Below are 19,848 nucleotides of genomic sequence, written 5' to 3' on the forward strand. Positions count from 1 at the left end.
ACACCACCCATTTACATGCAGACTCATTGACTTTTACCCCTCCAACCCACAGACCGGATTGACAGGTTTATTGGAAACGTAAAACTGTGAAGCTGCCGTAGTCACAGCCGTATGACATCATACCATTTGAAACAATGGAAAAGGTTGAGCCATTCGGGACATCGAAATTTATATTGCCTGTTTTTTGCCACGTTGAATTGCCGTTATAATCCCTTGCTACTGTAAATCCGCCTACAGTAGCTATCAATGAATATGTATTGACGCAGTTATCCGAATCACCATAGTTGATTTTCCTGTTAGGAGGGTTACCACCCCATACATACAATCTATATTGCTTTCCTGTTGTATTGATACCTGAATAAGTACCTTTGAAAGAACCAACAGTAGCGTAGCTTCCTTCAGGTGATCCGACGAGAACCCACAGACCGGATTGACAGGAAAGTATGGCACCTGACGCATCGCGGCTTACCGCCCCGTTTACCGGACAGGCGGTGTTCGCTGTGTGGATTTCATCAAGGGTAATAATGCCACCTACAGAGAGGTTTTTGTTCGACCGGACTGTACCGCCTGTTACCTGTCCGCTGGCAGTAATATTCCCGCTGGCTGAAATATTTCCGCTCGCGGCAATATTCCGTCCAGCCGATATATCACTGTCTGCCCGTACTGTATTTCCTTTTACCTGACCAGCAGCCGTTACGTTAACGCTGAAATTACCGTTCGCCCCGCGTACTTCACTGGTAAAAATACCGTTTGTGCCATTTACATTTCCGGCGTTATTGATGTTATTGGCACCCATGTCGATCGACGTGTGCATTTTGTTTAAATCCGGACGGCCATTTACCTGGAAACGATACAGGCGATCGCTGTCTTCCATTGCACCAGTGAGTTCATCCGTGGAAAGCAGTACAGCAATATGCCCGTTACCGGACGAAGCACCATAGGCACTCAGCGGTATTTTCCATGCCCGCAGTGCGCCGGTGGCCGTCTTTCCGTCATCAATGTAGCCGCCAAATCCGGGCCTGATCTCTTTTGCCATCGTCACCAGTGCCTTCAGCTCATAAGGCGTGCCGCCACTTGAGATGACCATGGCCTGGAGAAGTTCAGGATTTTGTGCATTCCTGATGACGTTTGTCTGCATCTTCTGGCCGCGGGTGTTGGTCTCCGTGAAGCCGGACGGCAGAAATCCGGTATTTTTCAGCATCGTTGTGGTGATGACGGTCGGTGCCGTCGTGGAGCTTGCGCCAAGTAGCGTTGCGTAATTCCGGCCAATATAGCTCCGGGCCGCTGCCGCATAGGTCCCGGTACGGGCGGCTTCTGTTCGCCAGTTTTTGGCCTGGATATAGTCCTGCCAGTATCCTGACGCATAACCCGCTATCACCATAAAAACAAGCAGTACAAAAGCAAACTCGGCCATGGCCCAGCCGCGGTCATGTTTTTTCATTGAAATACCCACACCCAAACAGGTTGATAGAACGCGTTCAGCTGCAACACGGCGCAGCTGAAACAAAACCAGGGACCCAGAGGTCCCTCTTTTTTACCGGTGAGGCGTCCTGTGCAGTGCCATAGAATAAAGCCGCCAGTCCCCCAGACTGCTGTCTGCACGGTGGCGTCAAAGCCCGTCCATGCCGTCAGTCCTGTCAGCAGCCAGAGGTCGCCCCGGCCGATCCTGTCGCCATGACGGTTGACCAGTACATGAAACAGACATACCAGCACGCCCGTTGCCGCTGTTTCCACCAGGCGCAGGCTTCCGGATGAAGGAAGGCAGGCAACAAGCAGCCCCGCAGCCAGAAAACGGAGCGTGAACGTCCGGGGCAGGTAACCGCTGACGGCATCTGTCACCGCCATCTGCAGCAGAAAACCCAGCATCAGCATGGTGTTGAACCGTGCGGCCAGGGGGACAGGGGCCATCAGTACCAGCGTGCCAGCCAGGCTGAACAGCCAGATGCCGGAGATTACCGCCGGATGGCCGGGGCGAAACGGCACAGAGACCTCATGAAGAAACACCGACACCCGCCGGAGGAGCAGCACACCGGCAGGTATTAGCACAAGGATCAGCGGCAGGGCATGTTCCGGTGCCACAGCCGTAGCAATGACTGTGCGCATTCGTCACCTCCCCTGCACGGCGGGCAGGCCTTTCAGCCTGCTGTAAATCCGCCAGATACGGTTTGCGTAATGTTCGCGCGTCTCATGCCGATCCTTGCGGAACCCGGCATTATATGAGCCCAGGCAGTTCCACGTTACGCCACAGACCTGAAAGTGACGGGCCAGGATCCACGCCCCTATCTGAATGTTCAGACAGGGACGGGTCAGCAGGTCGTCGGCCCCCCTGATAACCTCCATCCGGACCAGTTTCGGAATATGGGTGGAGTTAATCTGCATCAGACCGTAATCCGTACTGACCGGCCGCCCCTTTTTGTCCCTGTTTGTGTTGGTTATCACCGGATCCATCGACGACTCGCCTATGGCAATGGCCCTGAGCAGCAACGGCTCAATCTGGTAGCGGATACCGGCCCGGACGAAGCAGTCGTTAAAGGTGGTGATGGTGAGCGGGGACGAGGCCCGTGACGGCGATGAGGTCAGGAAGCAGAGCAGGGCGGTCAGGATCAGTGCGCAGAGGGAGAATCGGTTCCCCTGCATGGTATCTCCTTAACTGGTTACGGTGAAGATCAGCTTGTTGGTACCGGTATTGCCGCTGTCGGCCGTGCATTGTGTGCTGGCCTGCTCCGTTGTCACCTTGCCATCATCGTGCGCGGTGCTGTTAATGGTGATGCCATCGGATACGCCGGAACGGCTCAGCTGGGTGGTCAGCTGGATGCATGCATCCTGCGGTACGCGCTCGTACGTCAGCGTGAAGCCATTGTTAAAACCGGAAATGGTTAGCGGCGCAAAGGTAACGGCCCCACCCCAGGAGTTGTAAAGCGTGGCGGTACCGGAAGAGGCGGTACCACGGACGGTCATGCCTTTCGGCACCGCCTTCATCTGGATCATGGCACCAGTCATTTTGGCCGAGCTGGTAAAGGAGTACCCGTCCGAGGCCTTCATCAGGTTCTGAGCCCCGGTGATCAGCGACTGAATATTGGATGACTCCAGCCCGACACTGGTACGGCTTTTGATCATATACGCGGTGCCGAGTACGGCGGCGATGACAAAAATAACGGCAAGGGCGATCCAGCCCTGTTCGAGCAGCCCCCACCCGCGATCCTGATGGCGACAGTATGCCGGATTATTGTCTGCTGTGTGGAATGACATAGTGTTTCCTCGTTGAGATAGTTAAAACGTGCCCATACCCGGGTCACTGACTGAATTAATGTCCATGGCCGCGAAAACCAGCAGCATGAGCGTCATGACAAGCACGGTCAGCATGATCAGGCGTACAACAACGGCCCGTCGTCGGATACGGACAAGTGTCTGCTCCAGCCAACGCAGGCCATAGTTACTGATGAGCTCATCTGCGCCGTCCCCCTGTAGCACGGACAGAAAGTTGGCGGCTTCGCGGGACGGGAAGTTGTAGCCGCACTCGCGCAGCGCATGCCCGAGGTTTCCCCCTTCCCGGACGCTGGCGATAATGGCGTCGATCCGGACAGCCAACCACGGCGAGGCCTGGTTACGGAGCATCTGCAGCGCGCTTTTTGTCTGTACGCCGGCCCTTATCAGCGCGGCAATATTGAGTAAAAAGGCAGCCCCCTGAATATCCTGGTAAACAGACCAGGGCATAAATCCGTCCATGACACGCCGCAGCGCATCCGGCCGGTGCCAGTGAGCCAGCGACCAGGCCACCCAGCACCCCACAATCGCCAGAATGATGCCGCCGATCAGACCGTACTCATTCACCGCGACGGAAAAGTTGTATAAAAACCCCAGCGCCCCGGTCCACTGCTCCGGCGGGATGATTTCCGACAGCGACGGCACCAGTTCCTCATTCAGCACCCAGACCGTCCCGGCCAGCATGACAACCAGAGCCAGCGGGTAGATGGACATCTGCCAGACGGACTCCATGATGCGTTTGCCCGCATCGGTCAGGGTGGTGGCGTATTTCAGGGCCTGGGGGAGTTTGTCGCTGTGGATCCCGGCGATGATGACGGCCGCTTCTGTTTCCGGTAACCAGCGGGCAAGGGTTTTCTCCAGCGTCTTCTCGCCGGCATTTTCACGCAGGGCTTCAATACAGTCATCGGTAAGCTCTGCGAACGGATGCCAGCGCCGGCCGAAGTCCGTCCACGCATCGCGCATCTGCTGCAGAGCGGCTTTTAACTGCTGGCGGTTTTCAATCAGAAAACCCAGGGCCTCATAGAACTGCACCCGGTAGGGGCCGGCGAAGGTTTTCCTCACGATAAAATGCCGTATCCGGCAGAACAGGTTCATTTCACGCATGGCGTGCCTTCCTTTTAAGCATGAGAGGCATTACTCATCATCCGCTTTCAACCTTTCGTCTTCGTCGAGGGGGACAATGCGGTCTGCTATCAGTGGATCCACAAGCCCTTCGTTCAGCTTGTGCAGCAGATGTCGGACGCGGCTGATCCCGTTCATCTTTTCCAGCCAGTACTGGCGGGCAGCGGTTTTCCCCTCTTTTTTCAGACGGAGCAGAAGACGGTTATCCGTCTCAATCACCTCACCGATGACGGTTCGTCCCTTAAGCCCGTGTCCCACCACGGCGCGAACCTGTCCGTTGATCACCACATCATGTCGGCATGCTTCACACCCGTCCGGATTGTGGAAGAAGAGGTTTTCGGTACGGCATACCCCCTCCACGTTGCAGTACCTTTCCAGCATGTCACGCTCTTCGACGGTCAGGCTGGCCATCTTCTTCTCCCAGGGAACCCTGCAGTTCGGGCAGAGTGTCGGGACCAGTCGCTGGCTGATAAGCCCGACCATTAGCTGGGCGTCATAAATCAGCTCTCCGTTTACGCCCTGTGTGATAAGACGTTCCGGAATACTCAGCGCTGAGTTGGTGTGCATTGTGCTCAGCACCAGGTGTCCGGTCTGCGAGGCATAAATCCCCGTGAGCATTGAAATCAGGTCACGCTCTTCACCGATAACCATCACATCCGGATCAAGGCGCATCCCGGAGCGGATCCCCCGCGTCCAGGCGATATTAATGGCATCCTCATCGGACTTGTCTGCTATCACCGGCGTCTGTACGGCATCCTTCATCTGCCCTTCGACCGGATCCTCAATGGACAGCAGATGCTTGCCTTCATTGTGATCGAGGTAGTAACGGCAGGCGGTGCGCAGGGTGGTGGATTTCCCCGAGCCGGTCGGCCCGGTGAGCATGATTTTCCCCTCCGTTCGCGCCAGCATGCGCGTTAGCAGGCGGATTTGTTCCGGCAGAAAACCCAGTTGCAGGAAGGAAGGGACGGCGCTGCCGTCGTCAGGGATAAGTCGCATTACGGCAATGAGGCCATCTGCCGTCGGGCGATGGGAATAGCGGGCGCCCCACAACCCTATTTTTCGCATCAGCTCTGGAGACAGGCGCGCATCCTGCTCGCGGCCCGGGAAGAACGTCGGCTCGGCAATGTCTGACATGGAAAGCACGGCCGTTCCGCACAGGGACATCCCTTCACGGGGCTGGCGCGCGTCAACCGTATGCAGCGTGCCGAAGATACGCATTTTGACCACAAACAGAGAGGACGAAATGATGAAGTGAATGTCGGAGGCGCTGAGCGTCCTCGCCACATTAAAGTAGTCGAGAATTTTCTTTTCGCTGCCGCTGACGTCCTTCAGGTCGTTGAGCGTCAGCCCGCCGGTACCATCCTGCTGTGGCGTCAAGACAAGCGCCTTGTCCCGCGCATCCCTTAGTTGTTCCAGACTGACAAAACTGGCCTTCGCGCCGGGGTTACGTTCCATCAGTTTCAGCAGCGTCACCTGCACGCCGGGGTTACCCCGCTGGTTAATGTCCACGAGGATTTCTGTCCGCCCCTCGTTGCTGATAAGCAGCAGGGCATTATTGTCCTGGAGAGTGTCTGTCATGTTGACCTCAGAATGTCAGTGTGGTGCCGTCGCTGAGCATCACGCCGGCGAGGGATATGCTTTTTACCGTCAGCGGGGAGCCCGGGAGGCGGCTGCCGGTGGTGACTGTGGTGAGCTGGCCATTCGCCAGCATCAGGGTGGCCCGGAGAGCCCGATCCCGGCCGGTTATCTCAAGCACGGTGGTACGCCCGCCGGTCTGAGCTGAAGGCGGCCTGACGCTGTCGCCGGGCACCTGTGGCCAGACCTGGGAGCCCGGCGCGGTGGCCGAAGGTGTGCCGTCACGGTTCTCCTTCAGCTGGCGCTCCAGCTGCGCGCCCTGAACCTGTGCCTGTAACAGGATATTGCGGTTATTGAGCGCCTCGAGCTCTCCCTTGGTCAGGGCGGGAGTGACCTGTGAAGACGTTGAGTCCGATGCAAGTGCGCCACCGGATACGGTGGCAAGAATGATGGCCGCAAGCAGCAGGGCTGCCCGGCCGTGGTGAAGGTTATGGCTTACTGGCATACATCTGCCCTTCTGTGGTGTAGGTGAACACGGTGCCGTTGATTTCAAATTTCACACTGCTCAGCCGGATCCCGCTGCCATCAAATCCCGCAAACTGTACGAGGGGCGGCACCGTTCCGGTGAAACTGAACTGGTATTCCTCCCAGTCCTGCTTCGCAGGCGGCCTGCCGTCTGCGCCAGGGAGGGGATCGGGTTGCGCCACCTTGTTAAGGTTCGGCAGGATCTGCTGGCGCTGGAACCAGGAGAGTATTCGCATCATCTGGGCTGACGGCTCCGGCACGGCTTCATCGTGCAGGGGCATCTCCGACAGCGGGAGGGGAATGGTGGCTTCACGGCCGCCTTCACGGACATTAAACACGGGCTCCACCCCGAATATCTCCATACTGCGCTGGCGCAGCCCTTCGGCCGTTCCGCCGGGCTGGATCAGATAGACCAGCGAGACACCGTCCGGCCGGCAGTAGCCGGAGGTGAGTTTCCACCCATCCAGCATCACCGGAGCCCGTCCGTCCTGTTCCGCACACCCGGCGAGCAGGTCGCTGACGGGAGGAATGGTGGCCCAGGGATGGGGCAGGCGTGGAACCGGTGCCGGCTCGGTCATGAATTCCCGCGCCCGGGCCCGAAGTTCTTCAGCCGTGGGCGGGGCGTCCAGGGCGGGCGCCCGGTTAACCCACCACAGCATACCCCCGCAAACCAGCAGGCCCGACAGCAAGGTCATGGCGGCCTGGCGGGCACCACGATCCGGCCGGACAAGCCGGCAGCGGCGGCGCTGGCGCGGGGCGAGTCCGTGGATCAGACTGCTCCAGTCCAGAGGGGCGTCGGGCGCTGAGGGGCATACCCAGCCAGTTTCGGGTTCGTCGTTCAGCGCAAGAAACAGCGCCAGGGTCTCCTGCATCTTCCCTGCGTTGCCGGTGATGTCGGCCACAATGGCCGGCATACCGTTGATGGAGGCGAGAAACACGAAGTCCGTGCTGTCGAGCCGGTAGACGCCGTACCCGTCCGTCACCGTGTCGCAGAACGCCAGCGCGAGGGAGTACAGCGTGTGGCTGCGGTAGTGGAACGGGATGATGCCCCGACCTTCCGGCAGGGGCGACCTGCTACGGGTTTTCGGGCGTGGCGTGGCCACCACAGGAAGCCCCTGGCGGCGGGCAGTGCCCGCAGACCGGAACGGCAGAAACCGGCGTACTCCGCCTCCTGTTTCCCGGGGTTTCCATTCCAGTCCGGCCGCCCAGTCGTGGCGTGGCAGGGCGGGATCTCGAAGCAGGGTGACGTGATCGTCATGTTGCATGTCAGCCTCCGTTACTGCCCCGCAGGAAAGGTCGGGGTGATGACAAGCACCAGGGTGCTTCTTTCATTGTTGCCACTCTGTGCGCCGCCAAACACCGGGTTAGCCGGTGTGAAGGTGCCTGACTTGCTGGTCCGGGTGTTGTTCTGGTCGAAACCGGTCACAATCAGGGACTGCCCCGCGCGCAGGTTGACCTTCTGGCTCAGGGAACGCAGTTTGGTGTACGGCATCTCGATATAGCTGTTGCCATCCTTCGACGTAAAGTTCCTGATGGTCGGTGGATCTGACAGGTTGAAGTTCACCTGCAGCTGCACTTTCCCTATCTGCTGGATCAACGGCAGCAGGGTCATGTTAAAGCCGGTGGTGATCATGCCCGGCGTCAGCGTGGTGGTGGCCCCTACGTCGGTGGTGGTTGTGGTGGCCGACTGGGCGACATACACGGTCTGGTCTGCCATCTGGATCGGCACCGGCGTCAGGTTGGTTACGACGCTGGACTGAGAGGTGACGACGCTGACGTCCCCTTGCTCGGACAGGGCTTTTAACAACAGTTCTGAGCCGGTGAACTTCGCGGCCTTGCCGGTGGCTGTCTCGAGGATGGAGACCGTGGCCGATGTCGCGCCGGTGATTTCGCCGCTCGCATTGTTCAGGGCCGCACCTGCCGTGCCCAGTGAACGGTAGACCAGGTTCCAGTCGATCCCGAACTGCTCATTACGGGTGTTACTGACACTCATCACTTCCACGTTCAGTGCCACCTGGCGGTTCATTACCCGGTTCTGTTCATCGATATAACGCGCCACCGCGTCCTGGACTGCCGGTGTGTCGGTCACGATCAGCGAGGAGCTTGATGCCGAGAGCCAGTAACGGCCTTTCTCCGGCGTCAGGATGGCTTCAATCCCCTTGCGGATATCCGCGTAGAGATCGTATTCCTGGTCGATGCGGGTGCTCTGTGACGAGGTTGCATCCCCGGAGGCGGAGTTATCCTGGCCGCCGGAGGCCCCCATCGTACTGGTTGTGCCCGAACTGACGCTGGAGTTGCTGGTCGTCTTCGTGTTCAGCATGGCCAGCGAATAGGTGCGGGTTTCCAGCAGGTAGAATACGATGCTGCCGTGATCCTGCTTCCAGTACAGCCCACTGCGGGAGGCCATCTGGTTCAGCAGGCCCTCCAGTTCCCCCTGCCACATCAGGTTAGTGAGGACAAGCGGTGCCCCGTCGCTCACCGTGGAGGTGGCTGGCGTGGCCGCATTCAGCGGCAGGCGTCCACTCTCATCCGGGACCGGCAGTGGACCATTTATCTGGCGGGTGACGCCCCCGCCCGTACTCCGGGTGGCTCCCGCCGCATCCGGCGTGAAGATCACCGGAACCCGGCAGATTTCGGAGATGTTCTGTGCCAGTTCCTGAAGGGTTATCTGCGGTTTTGCCTGGGTGATATAGCAGTCCGGTGCCTTGCGGGCGGTGTCCCGCGCCTCTGCCGGAAGCGGCTGCGTGTTGATCCACTGGCGCTCAGTCCAGGTCAGAGGACGGGCATGCTGTGTGCGTGGCAACTGCGCCTGTGCGCGGGCCACAATGGCATCCGACTGCGCCTTTTCCTGCATTTTGTTGATTTCGGAAAAGGTACATCCGGACAGGAGCGTGACGGACGAGGCCAGCGCGAAAAAAGACGCCTGCAGGAGGCGCCGGAGTCGGAAGGGAAGATTCTTCATGGATAAATCCGGATTAGTTGAGATAGACAACGGCACCATCGGGAATGCCGGCAGGCGCGCTGAGTCCCGATGCGGTGCCGGAAAGCCAGACCAGCTGACCGTTGCGGCGCGTGCCAATCAGCGCTGAGCCGCGGCTGCGGTCGCGCAGGGCATCGACGAGCCCGGGCTGCTCGGGCATCCATACCCACAGGCGTCCCTGGACGAGACGGTGCTGAATACGGGGATCGGGGGTGAACGGCAGCGCGAGCAGGGAGAGGGCCAGCGTCCCGTCCCCCGGATTTCTGTTGTAACGGTAGTCGTTGATCCGGTTCGCCAGCATCAGCATCTGGGTGGCATACAGCTGGCCACTCTGCTGCTGCCAGGCGGTACGGGCTGTCTGGCGCTCTTCCAGCTGGATATCACCAATGATGGTCAGAAAGGCCATACAGATGGCCAGAAGGAGCCAGCCCATTACGGTTCGTCCGGTGTGTCGGTGACGGACACCAGGCACTGCATTCGCGAGGCTTTCGCATAGAGCGGCTTACTGGCGGTGTGGTACAGGTCGAAGACCTGGGTCAGCATGGACTCAAAGCTGCCGTGGAAGGTCAGCGGCGCATCAAGACGATAGTCGGTCACGGAAGCGGGCCAGATAACCGTCCATTTTGTCCCGTCAGCGGTTTCGCACCGGGTCTCGCCTGCCCACTGCATCAGCGTTCTGCGCAGAGTGGTGCCGGGCTGTGCCCGCCAGACTTTCCCACCGGTGTCGCTGACCGGGACCGGTGTGCCGGTCAGTACGGGCGCGGCAGGCCGGGACGGGACGGACGGGGTGACAGAGGCGGCCTGTGCCTGTCGCTGACTTGTCGACACTGGTGTGGCGGCCGGATGGCTCTCTGTTTTTTCCGTGGCCGAAGCGGCCGGCACTGTGGCACTTACGCTGCTGAACGGATTACGCGGTGCTGCCGGCGTCGCTGGTTTATCTGCTGGCTGCACGCGTGCAGCAGCCTGCTGGCCCGGACGGCGCAGTGTGACGGTCTGCGTTGTCCAGTTGAGGTCCCCGTGCAGGGACTGCTCTGCCAGTAACCGGTTCAGTACCCGCGTCCACTGATCGTTGGTGTAGACCGAGACGATGCGGGTATTAAGCGCTGTACGCAGGGCATTCTCATACTCCAGCTTCCAGCCGGACGGCATGATCCGCCGCACCCACTGCTCAAGCGTGAGGTTCCGGGCAGGAGAAAGCGACAGGACGGCAACCGTACCCGGCGTGCCGGTGACGGAAAGCGCCGGTAATGCCGGCTGGCTGCCGGGCGTTAATGGCTGGGCAGACGACGCGGTGGCCGCCGGAGTCTCGGTTTTCGCGAGTGATGGCGACGGCAGCGGGACTGAATTGCCTGCCGGAACAGCAGCTGGTGCGGACTTTTGCACCCCCACCACAGGTGCGCTGGCAGGGCGTGGAGGTGCCAGTCTGCGCTGGGTCTGCGCAATAATGTCCGCGCTTTCACTGATCTGACCATCAACAAACACCAGGGCCGGCATCTGCGCGCCGGTCTCCCTGGCCATAAAATCGGTGCACCCTGCCAGCAAAGGGGAGAGCAGCAGGGGGAGGGTGATTTTTTTCATAGGACACCATCAGTACGGGGTTTATGCAGTGGGGTGAACATCTATACGGGGAAAAGCACAGTCTGCCGTCATCCCCTCGCTGCGGATCCGGACCATTTCACCTTCCTGCACCACCAGTGTTTTTTGCAGGGAGAATGACCGGACGGACGGCAAATCAATCCTGGCGTCAGGATTGCTGCCCGGCGTGAAGGTCTTTATCTGCGGTGGGCAGGTATGCTGAACGCGCAGAGTTAATGCCTGCTGCCCAGCGTCTGTCTGAGTGACGGCCACCGTGATGACGGTGCCGGACTCCACATGGTCGCGTATTTCCTGTGTTTTCCTGTTGTTCCTCGAGACGGTTTCACGGGTGTAAGGTACCGACCGGGTACTGCGCAGGGTTGTCACCTCCCCGGTACGGGCATTGACCGGGAGAACGATGTTGTCCCCGGCTGGATCATGTGACGACGCGGGAACCACCGTGGCAGTGAGGAGAGGTGTGCTCTCAGTGAAGGACGAATGCGCCACGGCGCAACCGCTCAGCAGCAGGGAGAGAAGGACGGATATCAGTGTTTTCATAGCAGGAACTCCGGGGGCAACGAAAGACTAAAAGGAAATGTGAGCCTGAAAGGTGCCCGGTCAGTCCAGGGAGGTAACCTGAACCAGCAGGGTGGAGGGGCAATCATTATTACTGGCCTGAATACGAAGCGGGGACGCAGGATGAACGCCGGTGACCAGCGTTTTTTTCGTTTTCGGTATCACGGGAGACGGCATGCGCACCGTTCCGCTGTCAGCGACGCTGAAATCAGTGAACTTCAGGCAGAACTCCGACAGCGTCACATCCAGCGTGTGCCCTTTTGGACTCCGGTCACGGGATTCGATCACCAGGTTTACGGCACTGGCCCTGCTGCTACCGGCAGACGGCTTAACGTCATCGTCCAGGGATGAAAGCGTAAGATAGGCCCGTCTGTCGTCCGGGAGTCCCAGCTTCCAGGTTTCAGGTACGCTGAAGTCAGGTGCAGTGGTACCGTCCCGCTGCGTTTTCAGCGGCCAGACCGTGATTTCCAGCTGTGTGATATGCCGGGTAGCGTCAGGCCGGTTACTGCCGGTACAGCCACTCAGCAGCAGAAGTAACGGCAGAAGCAGGGCGGCAGGACCTTGTTTCATGGCTTTGCTCCATGCAGGGGGGAATGAATGTATGGGGTGATCAGCACGACCTGCAGCGTGTTCTCCTCCAGTGCGCGTCCGGCCAGTACGGTCTGACCGGGTTGCATACTGACGAACTGACGAATGCTGACGCTGTGCTGTGGATCCTGCATATGCAAATCCAGCATAAGGCTCAGTGGGCCTTCGGTGTGCTTAAACCCCGGACGCAGAACCAGTCCCATACTGCTGCAGTTCCGTGTAGAGCCTGATGTGTCGGAACAATCGCGGTACAGGAGAGGGAGCGCTGTCATATTGGGTGTGACCGAGCTATTGCTGTACTTAATCACCGCAAGGCTACTGGCTGCCAGGCGGTGATAAATGGCTTTACCGTCACCCTGCAGTACGGCGATATCCTTTCCGGCGTGCCATTCCGGAAGCAGGGTTTTCCAGCTCACGTCCGGGGATTTTTTTACCTCAACCACCATGGTTTGCAGCGTGACGGTGTCGGTATCTGCCGGGATTTTCCTGGTGGCGCTGTCGGGCGGGGTTCCTCCTGTCGGGACAGTGGACGGTGAGGTGTCGGGCATGGTGTAGTGGCAGCCGGTTAACGCCGCGGCCAGGGCAAGAGCGGCGACGGAAAGAGATTTTCTCATGGGTAACCTTTACGGTGAGGACCGGATTAATGCGTGGAAAGACCTGCTGCATGCAGAACAGTGCAGGGTTGGTTTTTTACCCCGGATGATGGGGGGGGTGAATAACTAACGGGAAAACAGATCGTCAAAAAATGACGTTTTGTCCGGGCGACAGATGTTATTTCGGCTGACTTTGATCTTCAGTTCCAACAGATGCGCTGTGGCATCCTCCAGTGCACTGGTCGCGTGAGCATAGTCGGCAAGGGGAACGATTTCAGTTCGGCTATCCGGGCTGCAGTTCAGCGTCACAGCAGTGTCGTTTCTGCTGACCAGAATACAGTCTTTCTGGTAATGAAGGCCCTGACTTACCTCAGGTGATGACATCATGACGGCTTCGTTAACGACCGCTTTTTTATCCGGCTCCAGATGAAGGGTATAGCTGGTCAGCAGTATACCCAGTACGGTAACGACTGAATTCACAGCGATGACGAATAACCACGGTTTTTTACCGGTTCTGAAAGTGGAAGCGTCATCTAACAATAAATCTATTATTGAATATACGAAGACAATTAACAGAACACAAAAACCGACAGCCGGTAAAAAATACGTAGAAAACGCACTCTCCGGCTCACAGGTTATTACGGGTTCAGACATGGCAGAGAAGGCCGGCAGTATAAGCAACAGCCATGGGAGCTTTTCATTCATAATATTCCTTGGGGGAGTAAACACGCTGGAAAAAAACGTGGGAGGATGGCGGTTTTTTTCACCAGACGTCACTCCTTTTGTACGGCACGCAAACTATCTGGCCGGAGTGATGGCAAAGAGACGGCGGCGGCGGTTCAGAACATCTTCTGATGCTGACTGGCAGTCAGCGCAGGTCTGCACACCAGGGAGCGCTTCCCGGCGTCTTTCAGGGATGGGGGCATAGCAAGATACACAGTGTGTGGCTGACGGGCGCAGCGGGGCACTGTAGTTCTGCTGGCGCAGACTGGCCAGAAACATCATTTCCTCGTTCGCACGATCGCAAATATCAGGCATGGTTTCTCCTGTATCTGGTTTAGCGGTAAAGAATACGCCCGCATCATGTGCGGGCCGGGAGTGCTGCTACTGCTGCTCTGTGGCTGTGACACACAGAAAAATACCTTCCGTGCCGGTTATCCGTACTTTTGTGCCGGCGGGATAATCACTGTCGGCTTTAACAAACCAGACACTGTCACCTATTCGGGTCTGCCCTGTGCCGTTGATTAATCCATTATCCAGTGTCAGTACCATGCCCTTCATCAGCGCAAGACGGTCATTGAGTGGCGGCCTTCCGTCAGTGTGCTGTCCGAGGTAAATCATTTTTTTGATGCGACGCAGGCAGGCCATCAGAATGGCCACGGCGGCAAAAAAGAGCCACTGCCAGGTGACTGAGAGCGGTAATATCTGCACCAGTCCGGTAGTGGCCAGCGCGGCCAGACTCAGACAGAGCAGCCATCCCGTTCCGGTTATGATTTCGAAAGCCAGACAAAGACCCGCCACCATCAACCATATCTGCCAGGGGGAGAGACCGCTAAGCCATGCCATATCAGGCTTTCCCAGCGTTCAGAGTGCTGACCAGCTCCCCGATGCCGGCAATGGAGCCCATAACACTTGAGGCATCCAGCGGCATCATCACGACCTTACTGCTGGATGAGGCGCCGATCTGCTGAAGAGCTTCGGTGTATTTCTGGGCGACAAAGTAGTTAACGGCCTGGATATCGCCGGAGGCAATCGCCTCAGACACCATCTGTGTGGCACGCGCTTCGGCCTCAGCCGAACGTTCACGGGCTTCCGCCTGCAGGAACGCAGACTGACGCTCCCCTTCGGCCTGGAGGATCTGCGACTGTTTTTCGCCTTCTGCGCGCAGGATTTGTGCCTGACGAACGCCTTCGGCTTCCAGAATACTGGCGCGTTTGGTGCGCTCGGCTTTCATCTGGGCATTCATGGCGTCAATAAGCTCTTTGGGAGGCTGGATATCGCGGATTTCAATGCGGGTTACCTTCACGCCCCAGGGGCTGGTCGCATGGTCAACGGCGCTCAGCAGGCGGGAGTTGATGGAGTCACGCTGTGAGAGCATTTCATCAAGCTCCATGGCGCCCAGTACGGTGCGGATATTGGTCATCACCAGATTGGCAATGGCATTACTGAGATTGCTGACTTCGTAGGCGGCCTGCGCGGCGTCAGTGATTTGCACGAAACAGACGGCATCAATGGCGACATTGGCGTTATCGCGAGAAATGATTTCCTGAGACGGAATGTCCAGTACCTGCTCCATCATGTTCATTTTACGGCCGATCCGGTCCATGAAAGGCACGATGAAATTGAGGCCGGGTTTCATGGTATGGGTGTAGCGGCCAAAACGCTCCACGGTCCACTCGAACCCCTGCGGCACGATTTTGACAGCCGAGGACACAAAGACGAAAGCGACAAACACACAGATGCCTGCCGGCAGCAGGCTGGAAATCAGTTCATACATGGGGAAACTCCGGAGGTGTAAGAAATAAAAATCAGGCAGAACGCCGGTAACTGTCTGGTTTCCAGATATCGCGGTGATCCGGAACCCATTCATTCTCGGGCAGGGCATTTGTGCCGACGTGGAGTGTACGTATCCACGTGGAACGGTCGAGCTGGTCCTCTCGCGCGGAAATGACGATAAACCGGGCATCGTAAAACGCTTCTTCCACACGATCGTTGTTGCCCCGGGTCTGGTGCATGAGCAACTGGAACGTCACGGGCCTACACATCACGCCGGTCGGAAGAAAGGCGTCCGTGGTGGCCGTCAGTTGGAGAAGGTGGTTACGGCGGCCTTCCCTTCGTTGAAGGATTTCCGTCATGATTTCTTCAGGCCAGCGGCATATTCCGGTACGCCAGCCTTTTTTCAGCAGCGAGCTGATGGCCATGCGAAAACGGAACAAATCGCAGTCATCCGCGCGGGAGGAAAACATCAGCAGGGTGTTAAGTGTTCCCTCGATGGAGATGTCCCTGTCCTTTTCAAGCAGACTGCGCAGCGTGGCAAAATCGTCCCCCATTCCCCTGAATGACGGCATGAGGCGGGCGTTATCCAGCCAGCTGGCGATAAATTTACGGCGGGCGGTTTCGGAACGGAATGCTTCAGTTTTACTGGCGGTCCGCAGTGCCACCAGAATGCACCACAGAAGGTGCGTCAGCGGGTTTTCTGTTGATGTCATGACGTGAATCGCCTCATTCTTTATCAGTATCCGGAATGGCGTCTGCACATTCAGCTCCGGCTATGGCGAATGAAAGTCGTGCACAGACTTAACCGGCCAGGAAGGAACAGAGGGTGTTCAACGGGCAGGACCGGCACAGACGCCATTCCGGATACGGTAAAAAAATCCCCGCCTGGGCAGCGGGGAAAACACACAAAAAATGATACAGGACGGATTTAAAAACCGTGCTTGCCAGAGTGATAGACCAGGTCCATAAGCATGGCCGAACGGGAAAGCGGCATGGGGTCATTTTCCATATTCACCATAAAGTTGTACTGCGCTCTGGTTAGCCAGATGGCGGAGGCTGCTTCGAGTTCGGCTTTTGCCAGAGTATGTGAATCAGGTTCCGGGAAGTACTTCATGAGGCGTTCAACAACGCCAGAATCCACAGGTTTTATCTGACGCCCAAAAGCCACAAAATCGGAGAATGCCGAGTGCATCCGGATATTGGTGATATTGTGATGCTCGAAATTTGCCTTAAGAAAAAAATAACCCGGGAATACAGTGGTAATACGCTTCCGGTAGCCATTAATCTTGTCGGAACGTTTAATGGTCTTCACCGTCAGCGGCGTCCATGGCGTTATTTTTTGCTCATGGAGCCAGCCGAACAAATTCTCCCGGTTTTTGCCACCGGTAATATACTGCGCAAGGTACCACTGGCGGTCATTTAATATTTGCATACTCTCTGACGCTCCGCGCGGAATCGATCCCCGTAGGGACAATTCTGTATTAGAGGAGTCGAATACACTCAGACATAAAAACGAAACAGTCTTATAGCCAGACACTTAAGTCGGACTGCTGCATTTCAGACGCGGTTATGGCTCAGTATATTCTTGTGATGAATTTGAAAAGGTTTTAGGCCGGACTCACTTTTCAAACTCGGCTGGAATATTGTTCAAAACCGGAAGTGCTGTAAAGAAAAAAATGAGATAAATCTGAAAAAACCGCACATGCGTGCGGTTTTCATGCTTATTATTTAGTCACTTTTTCGAGGATATGAATATGTGTGCGTAGCAAGAAAACCGCTCGCAAAGATTCGTGACCATCTACGTTGAGGGCTTTGGTGCTTTCACGAAGATGGGAGCGTACTGTATTTGGTGAAATATGGTGAATGTCAGCAATTACTTCATAAGTACAACCTAAAGAGTAAAGTGCTGAAACTTCAATCTGCATTTTTGTTAATTCAGGAAACAAGTTGCGTAATACATTAAGATTATAGGCCTTGGTCATATTTACCTCTATGCAAATCAATAGGTTAAGTTAGTGAATTGCATACCCGTTAATGGGGTAATGCCCCATTGTGGTTCGGTTTTTTAGGTGGGATGTTTAGAGCTAAAGGTAAATTATCCAAAATAAAATTGGATGCAGCTCTATATTGACCAAGATGAAATGGTGGCAAGCCTTTGAAAGTAAGGATATTTACGGGGAATGAAACGAGAAGGTAGGTCATGAAGAAGATAACCTCTAGGTAATTTACAAAGGTTGCTTCCGCCAAAGTTCCTACACTCTGGCGATAGCCCAGACGGGGGTAGGAATACCGGTCACCTAGAACCCGGCCAGCCCAAAGGCTGCCCCGCCTGAGCTACCATTGATTGGAGCAAAGTTCATGCAATGAATACATGACCATTTAATGGCGCTTTATGACGTTGGTTGCTGCTTACATTTGATTTATTCGGAAATATGAGCAGCTTACCAGGTGAATACGGGTTCCTACGCCCGACCACAGGACTTACTGTGGCGATGGAAGGGTACTTAGTAACGGTCATGTAGTCAAGTTTGGGGAAGTAGCTACAGACATCCATCAACGTAACTGATTCTGGTGGTAGCCCAGGCAGAGGGGGAAATACCGGTTACGTGTACCCGGCCAGCCTTTCGGTTGCCCTACCTGAGCCACCATTGTTGGGAAGATGAGGGCTGGCAAATAAAAAACACGCTTAAGCGTGTTTTTTTACACGTAACTGACAATCGGGTTTCCACTCCCGGTTGAAGAATTTGCTTCAACATTAGCAGGTTACTGATTAACGTTAAGGCAGTCAAGTTGGGTGCCCGACTATCCAGTCTTAGTGGTACAGAACGATTTAGTTTAAGGGCTAGCTTTAACAGAAAGATAAGTTAATAGGCGATGTAAACATGAAGTACCAAAAGGAAAGTAGACGTTAAGTAGACTAGGAAAAGTTCATTTGTGATCTTATACTCCAGCAATACCTTGATATGTTGTTAGTGAGGCGAGGAGGGCGTAATGATAAGAACGGTACATTGCTCCCGTGTTGCCGGTGTTTCAGAGCTTAAAGCTAACCCGGAAAAACTGGTGGCTTCCACGGCAGGTGAACCACTCGCGATCCTGAGTTATAACAAGCCGGTTTTTTATTGTGTCCCGTTGGATCTGTTTGAGCGGATGAAGTCGGCACTGGAGGCACAGGAAGCGAAAACGGGCGTATGATCCTCTGCAAACCGGGATCCTTTGAGTTGATCCTTTCATATGGTGGTGATAGAGTCAGCGGAAATATATTTAGTAACATTCTGAATTTTATGGTTGCCACGCCGTAAGGTGGCCGGTCTGGATAAGTCGCATTGACGAATTTCAGATACAAAAAACCCCGTTAATCCTTCAATAACCTTGGCCGGATACGAAGATTAACGGGGCCTCCCTTAGTCCAACGGGTAGTGTTGTACCTGTTGGGGAGTATAACTCGTGCGCAAAAAAAGGCAAGACCTGTTGAGCATACTCCACCTGTACAACATAAGTGCAGGGGGTAGTGTCTGAGAGACCCCAGTCAGTTCACTGGAGTGAGCTGAGCCCTGAAGAGCAAATCCGCTACTGGCAGGGGGTGGATGACGGCAGTATTGATTCTTTCCTGGTTTCACCGGAGAAGAAACAAACCCGGCGTCGTCGTGGCGATCACTCCACAAAACCAAAATGCGAGAGTCCTGCATGGTTCCGTCCTGCGCATTACAAAGCGCTGGGTGGCCAGCTCGGCTATGCCTACAATCGTCTTGTCAAAAAAGACAAAGAGACGGGGCAGATCAGTCTTCGCATGCACATCTCCCGTCACCCGTTTTACATAAAACACCGTGAAAAGGCAGGGCGCAGGTATGCGTTCCGTCCGGAAAAGCGTCGTCTGCTTGATGCTCTCATGCCACTGGCCATCAGTTTCTGCGATGCCGGTAAACACACCACTGTGATATGCGTTTCCAGGCTGGCCAGAGAGCTCAGTCCGAAGGATGGCAGGGGAAAGGTCATTCCTGAAATGGAAGTGACCGTATCCCGGCTGTCACGTCTTATAAACGAGCAGGTGCAGTTTGGTGTTTTCGGCGTTGCCGAGAAAACCTGGGATCGTGAAAGTAAATCCTGGCTTCCTAAATACATCTACATCACCGATACCGGCTTCAGGATTCTGGGTGTTGACATGCAGAAGCTGCACGAACAGCAACAGAGGAAGCTGAAAGAGAGTGAAGAGCGCCGCGCGCTCATCCGGGAAGGTATTCTTGGTGAGGATGAAGAGATCTCCGTTCATGCGGCCAGAAAACGCTGGTATGAACAGAAATCCCTTGAGGCACTGCGCTACCGCCGTCAGCAGGCCGCAGCCCGCAAGCGGGCTAACCGCCTGGAGAAACTGCCCCGCGACCAGCAGATTGAGGATATCTCCGGCTGGCTGCTGAAGACCATGCCAGCGGAAGAAGCATATTACTGTTCAGATGAACGGCTCCAGAAGCTGGCCATTCAGCATTTGTACCAGCTGAAGCTGGCGCTTGAGGAGCCACCTCCCTGGTAGAAAGCCCGTAATCCATCCCTGATAACCTT

At 56.2% G+C, this 19,848-nt stretch carries 23 protein-coding genes; 2 read left to right on the forward strand and 21 right to left on the reverse strand.

Going from position 1 to position 19,848, the window contains the following annotated elements:
* Window positions 1–67 precede the first annotated feature (67 nt).
* The 21 genes from pilV to QQZ17_RS14015 form a co-directional block, all read right to left on the reverse strand.
* The gene (gene pilV, locus QQZ17_RS13915; protein WP_182115634.1) at window positions 68–1,441 is read right to left on the reverse strand and encodes a shufflon system plasmid conjugative transfer pilus tip adhesin PilV; all 1,374 of its coding nucleotides are present in this window, start codon (window positions 1,439–1,441) and stop codon (window positions 68–70) included.
* Window positions 1,438–2,103, reverse strand: a complete 666-nt coding sequence (locus QQZ17_RS13920) for a prepilin peptidase (protein ID WP_152400133.1) — start codon at window positions 2,101–2,103, stop codon at window positions 1,438–1,440. The genes pilV and QQZ17_RS13920 overlap by 4 nt, the downstream gene beginning before the upstream one ends.
* Window positions 2,104–2,106: 3 nt before the next feature.
* Window positions 2,107–2,637, reverse strand: coding sequence for a lytic transglycosylase domain-containing protein (locus tag QQZ17_RS13925; protein ID WP_110820829.1), 531 nt, complete (start codon window positions 2,635–2,637; stop codon window positions 2,107–2,109).
* A 9-nt stretch (window positions 2,638–2,646) separates the two neighbouring features.
* Window positions 2,647–3,249, reverse strand: coding sequence for a type 4 pilus major pilin (locus QQZ17_RS13930; protein WP_152400135.1), 603 nt, complete (start codon window positions 3,247–3,249; stop codon window positions 2,647–2,649).
* Between the two features lie 21 nt (window positions 3,250–3,270).
* The gene (locus tag QQZ17_RS13935) at window positions 3,271–4,368 is read right to left on the reverse strand and encodes a type II secretion system F family protein (protein WP_152400137.1); all 1,098 of its coding nucleotides are present in this window, start codon (window positions 4,366–4,368) and stop codon (window positions 3,271–3,273) included.
* A gap of 30 nt (window positions 4,369–4,398) precedes the next feature.
* Window positions 4,399–5,964: a GspE/PulE family protein gene (locus QQZ17_RS13940; RefSeq protein ID WP_152400139.1), complete on the reverse strand. Its 1,566-nt coding sequence runs from the start codon at window positions 5,962–5,964 to the stop codon at window positions 4,399–4,401.
* A gap of 7 nt (window positions 5,965–5,971) precedes the next feature.
* Complete coding sequence (gene pilP / locus QQZ17_RS13945) at window positions 5,972–6,466, reverse strand: type IV pilus biogenesis protein PilP (RefSeq protein ID WP_152400141.1); 495 nt, start codon at window positions 6,464–6,466, stop codon at window positions 5,972–5,974.
* Window positions 6,450–7,751, reverse strand: coding sequence for a type 4b pilus protein PilO2 (pilO2, locus tag QQZ17_RS13950; RefSeq protein ID WP_152400143.1), 1,302 nt, complete (start codon window positions 7,749–7,751; stop codon window positions 6,450–6,452). The genes pilP and pilO2 overlap by 17 nt, the downstream gene beginning before the upstream one ends.
* Window positions 7,752–7,762: 11 nt before the next feature.
* Window positions 7,763–9,448: a PilN family type IVB pilus formation outer membrane protein gene (gene pilN, locus QQZ17_RS13955; protein ID WP_152400145.1), complete on the reverse strand. Its 1,686-nt coding sequence runs from the start codon at window positions 9,446–9,448 to the stop codon at window positions 7,763–7,765.
* Window positions 9,449–9,461: 13 nt separating this feature from the next.
* Window positions 9,462–9,899 carry a type IV pilus biogenesis protein PilM gene (gene pilM, locus QQZ17_RS13960; protein WP_152400147.1) on the reverse strand — a complete coding sequence of 146 codons (438 nt, stop codon included), beginning with the start codon at window positions 9,897–9,899 and terminating at the stop codon, window positions 9,462–9,464.
* Entirely contained in the window at window positions 9,899–11,044 is a 1,146-nt protein-coding gene (locus QQZ17_RS13965) for a toxin co-regulated pilus biosynthesis Q family protein (RefSeq protein WP_152400149.1), read from the reverse strand. The genes pilM and QQZ17_RS13965 overlap by 1 nt, the downstream gene beginning before the upstream one ends.
* A 21-nt stretch (window positions 11,045–11,065) precedes the next feature.
* Window positions 11,066–11,599, reverse strand: coding sequence for a hypothetical protein (locus QQZ17_RS13970; protein ID WP_152400151.1), 534 nt, complete (start codon window positions 11,597–11,599; stop codon window positions 11,066–11,068).
* A gap of 60 nt (window positions 11,600–11,659) precedes the next feature.
* On the reverse strand, window positions 11,660–12,187 hold the full coding sequence (locus QQZ17_RS13975; protein WP_152400152.1) for a hypothetical protein: 528 nt from the start codon (window positions 12,185–12,187) through the stop codon (window positions 11,660–11,662).
* Window positions 12,184–12,819, reverse strand: coding sequence for a hypothetical protein (locus tag QQZ17_RS13980; protein WP_152400154.1), 636 nt, complete (start codon window positions 12,817–12,819; stop codon window positions 12,184–12,186). Before QQZ17_RS13980 ends, QQZ17_RS13975 begins: the two co-directional genes overlap by 4 nt.
* A gap of 105 nt (window positions 12,820–12,924) precedes the next feature.
* Entirely contained in the window at window positions 12,925–13,278 is a 354-nt protein-coding gene (locus QQZ17_RS13985; RefSeq protein WP_187696669.1) for a hypothetical protein, read from the reverse strand.
* 318 nt (window positions 13,279–13,596) lie between these two features.
* A complete protein-coding gene (locus QQZ17_RS13990; protein ID WP_053071108.1) occupies window positions 13,597–13,836 on the reverse strand; it encodes a TraR/DksA C4-type zinc finger protein in 240 nt (79 codons plus the stop codon).
* A gap of 66 nt (window positions 13,837–13,902) precedes the next feature.
* On the reverse strand, window positions 13,903–14,364 hold the full coding sequence (locus tag QQZ17_RS13995) for an NfeD family protein (RefSeq protein ID WP_048242184.1): 462 nt from the start codon (window positions 14,362–14,364) through the stop codon (window positions 13,903–13,905).
* A gap of 1 nt (window position 14,365) precedes the next feature.
* A complete protein-coding gene (locus QQZ17_RS14000; RefSeq protein WP_152400158.1) occupies window positions 14,366–15,295 on the reverse strand; it encodes an SPFH domain-containing protein in 930 nt (309 codons plus the stop codon).
* A 31-nt stretch (window positions 15,296–15,326) separates the two neighbouring features.
* Window positions 15,327–16,007 (reverse strand): hypothetical protein, encoded by a 681-nt coding sequence (locus tag QQZ17_RS14005; protein ID WP_048242182.1) that lies wholly within the window; start codon window positions 16,005–16,007, stop codon window positions 15,327–15,329.
* 215 nt (window positions 16,008–16,222) lie between these two features.
* Complete coding sequence (locus QQZ17_RS14010) at window positions 16,223–16,726, reverse strand: transcription termination/antitermination NusG family protein (protein WP_048242181.1); 504 nt, start codon at window positions 16,724–16,726, stop codon at window positions 16,223–16,225.
* Window positions 16,727–17,018: 292 nt separating this feature from the next.
* Complete coding sequence (locus QQZ17_RS14015; protein WP_152400161.1) at window positions 17,019–17,276, reverse strand: helix-turn-helix transcriptional regulator; 258 nt, start codon at window positions 17,274–17,276, stop codon at window positions 17,019–17,021.
* A 1,009-nt stretch (window positions 17,277–18,285) separates the two neighbouring features.
* Here QQZ17_RS14015 and QQZ17_RS14020 point away from each other — a divergent pair.
* Entirely contained in the window at window positions 18,286–18,486 is a 201-nt protein-coding gene (locus QQZ17_RS14020) for a type II toxin-antitoxin system Phd/YefM family antitoxin (protein WP_048242179.1), read from the forward strand.
* 316 nt (window positions 18,487–18,802) lie between these two features.
* Complete coding sequence (gene repA / locus QQZ17_RS14025; RefSeq protein ID WP_048242177.1) at window positions 18,803–19,819, forward strand: plasmid replication initiator RepA; 1,017 nt, start codon at window positions 18,803–18,805, stop codon at window positions 19,817–19,819.
* Window positions 19,820–19,848 lie beyond the last annotated feature (29 nt).

Origin of the sequence: Citrobacter sp. T1.2D-1 (genome assembly GCF_950098555.1) — a bacterium.
Lineage (GTDB): Bacteria > Pseudomonadota > Gammaproteobacteria > Enterobacterales > Enterobacteriaceae > Citrobacter_A > Citrobacter_A telavivensis.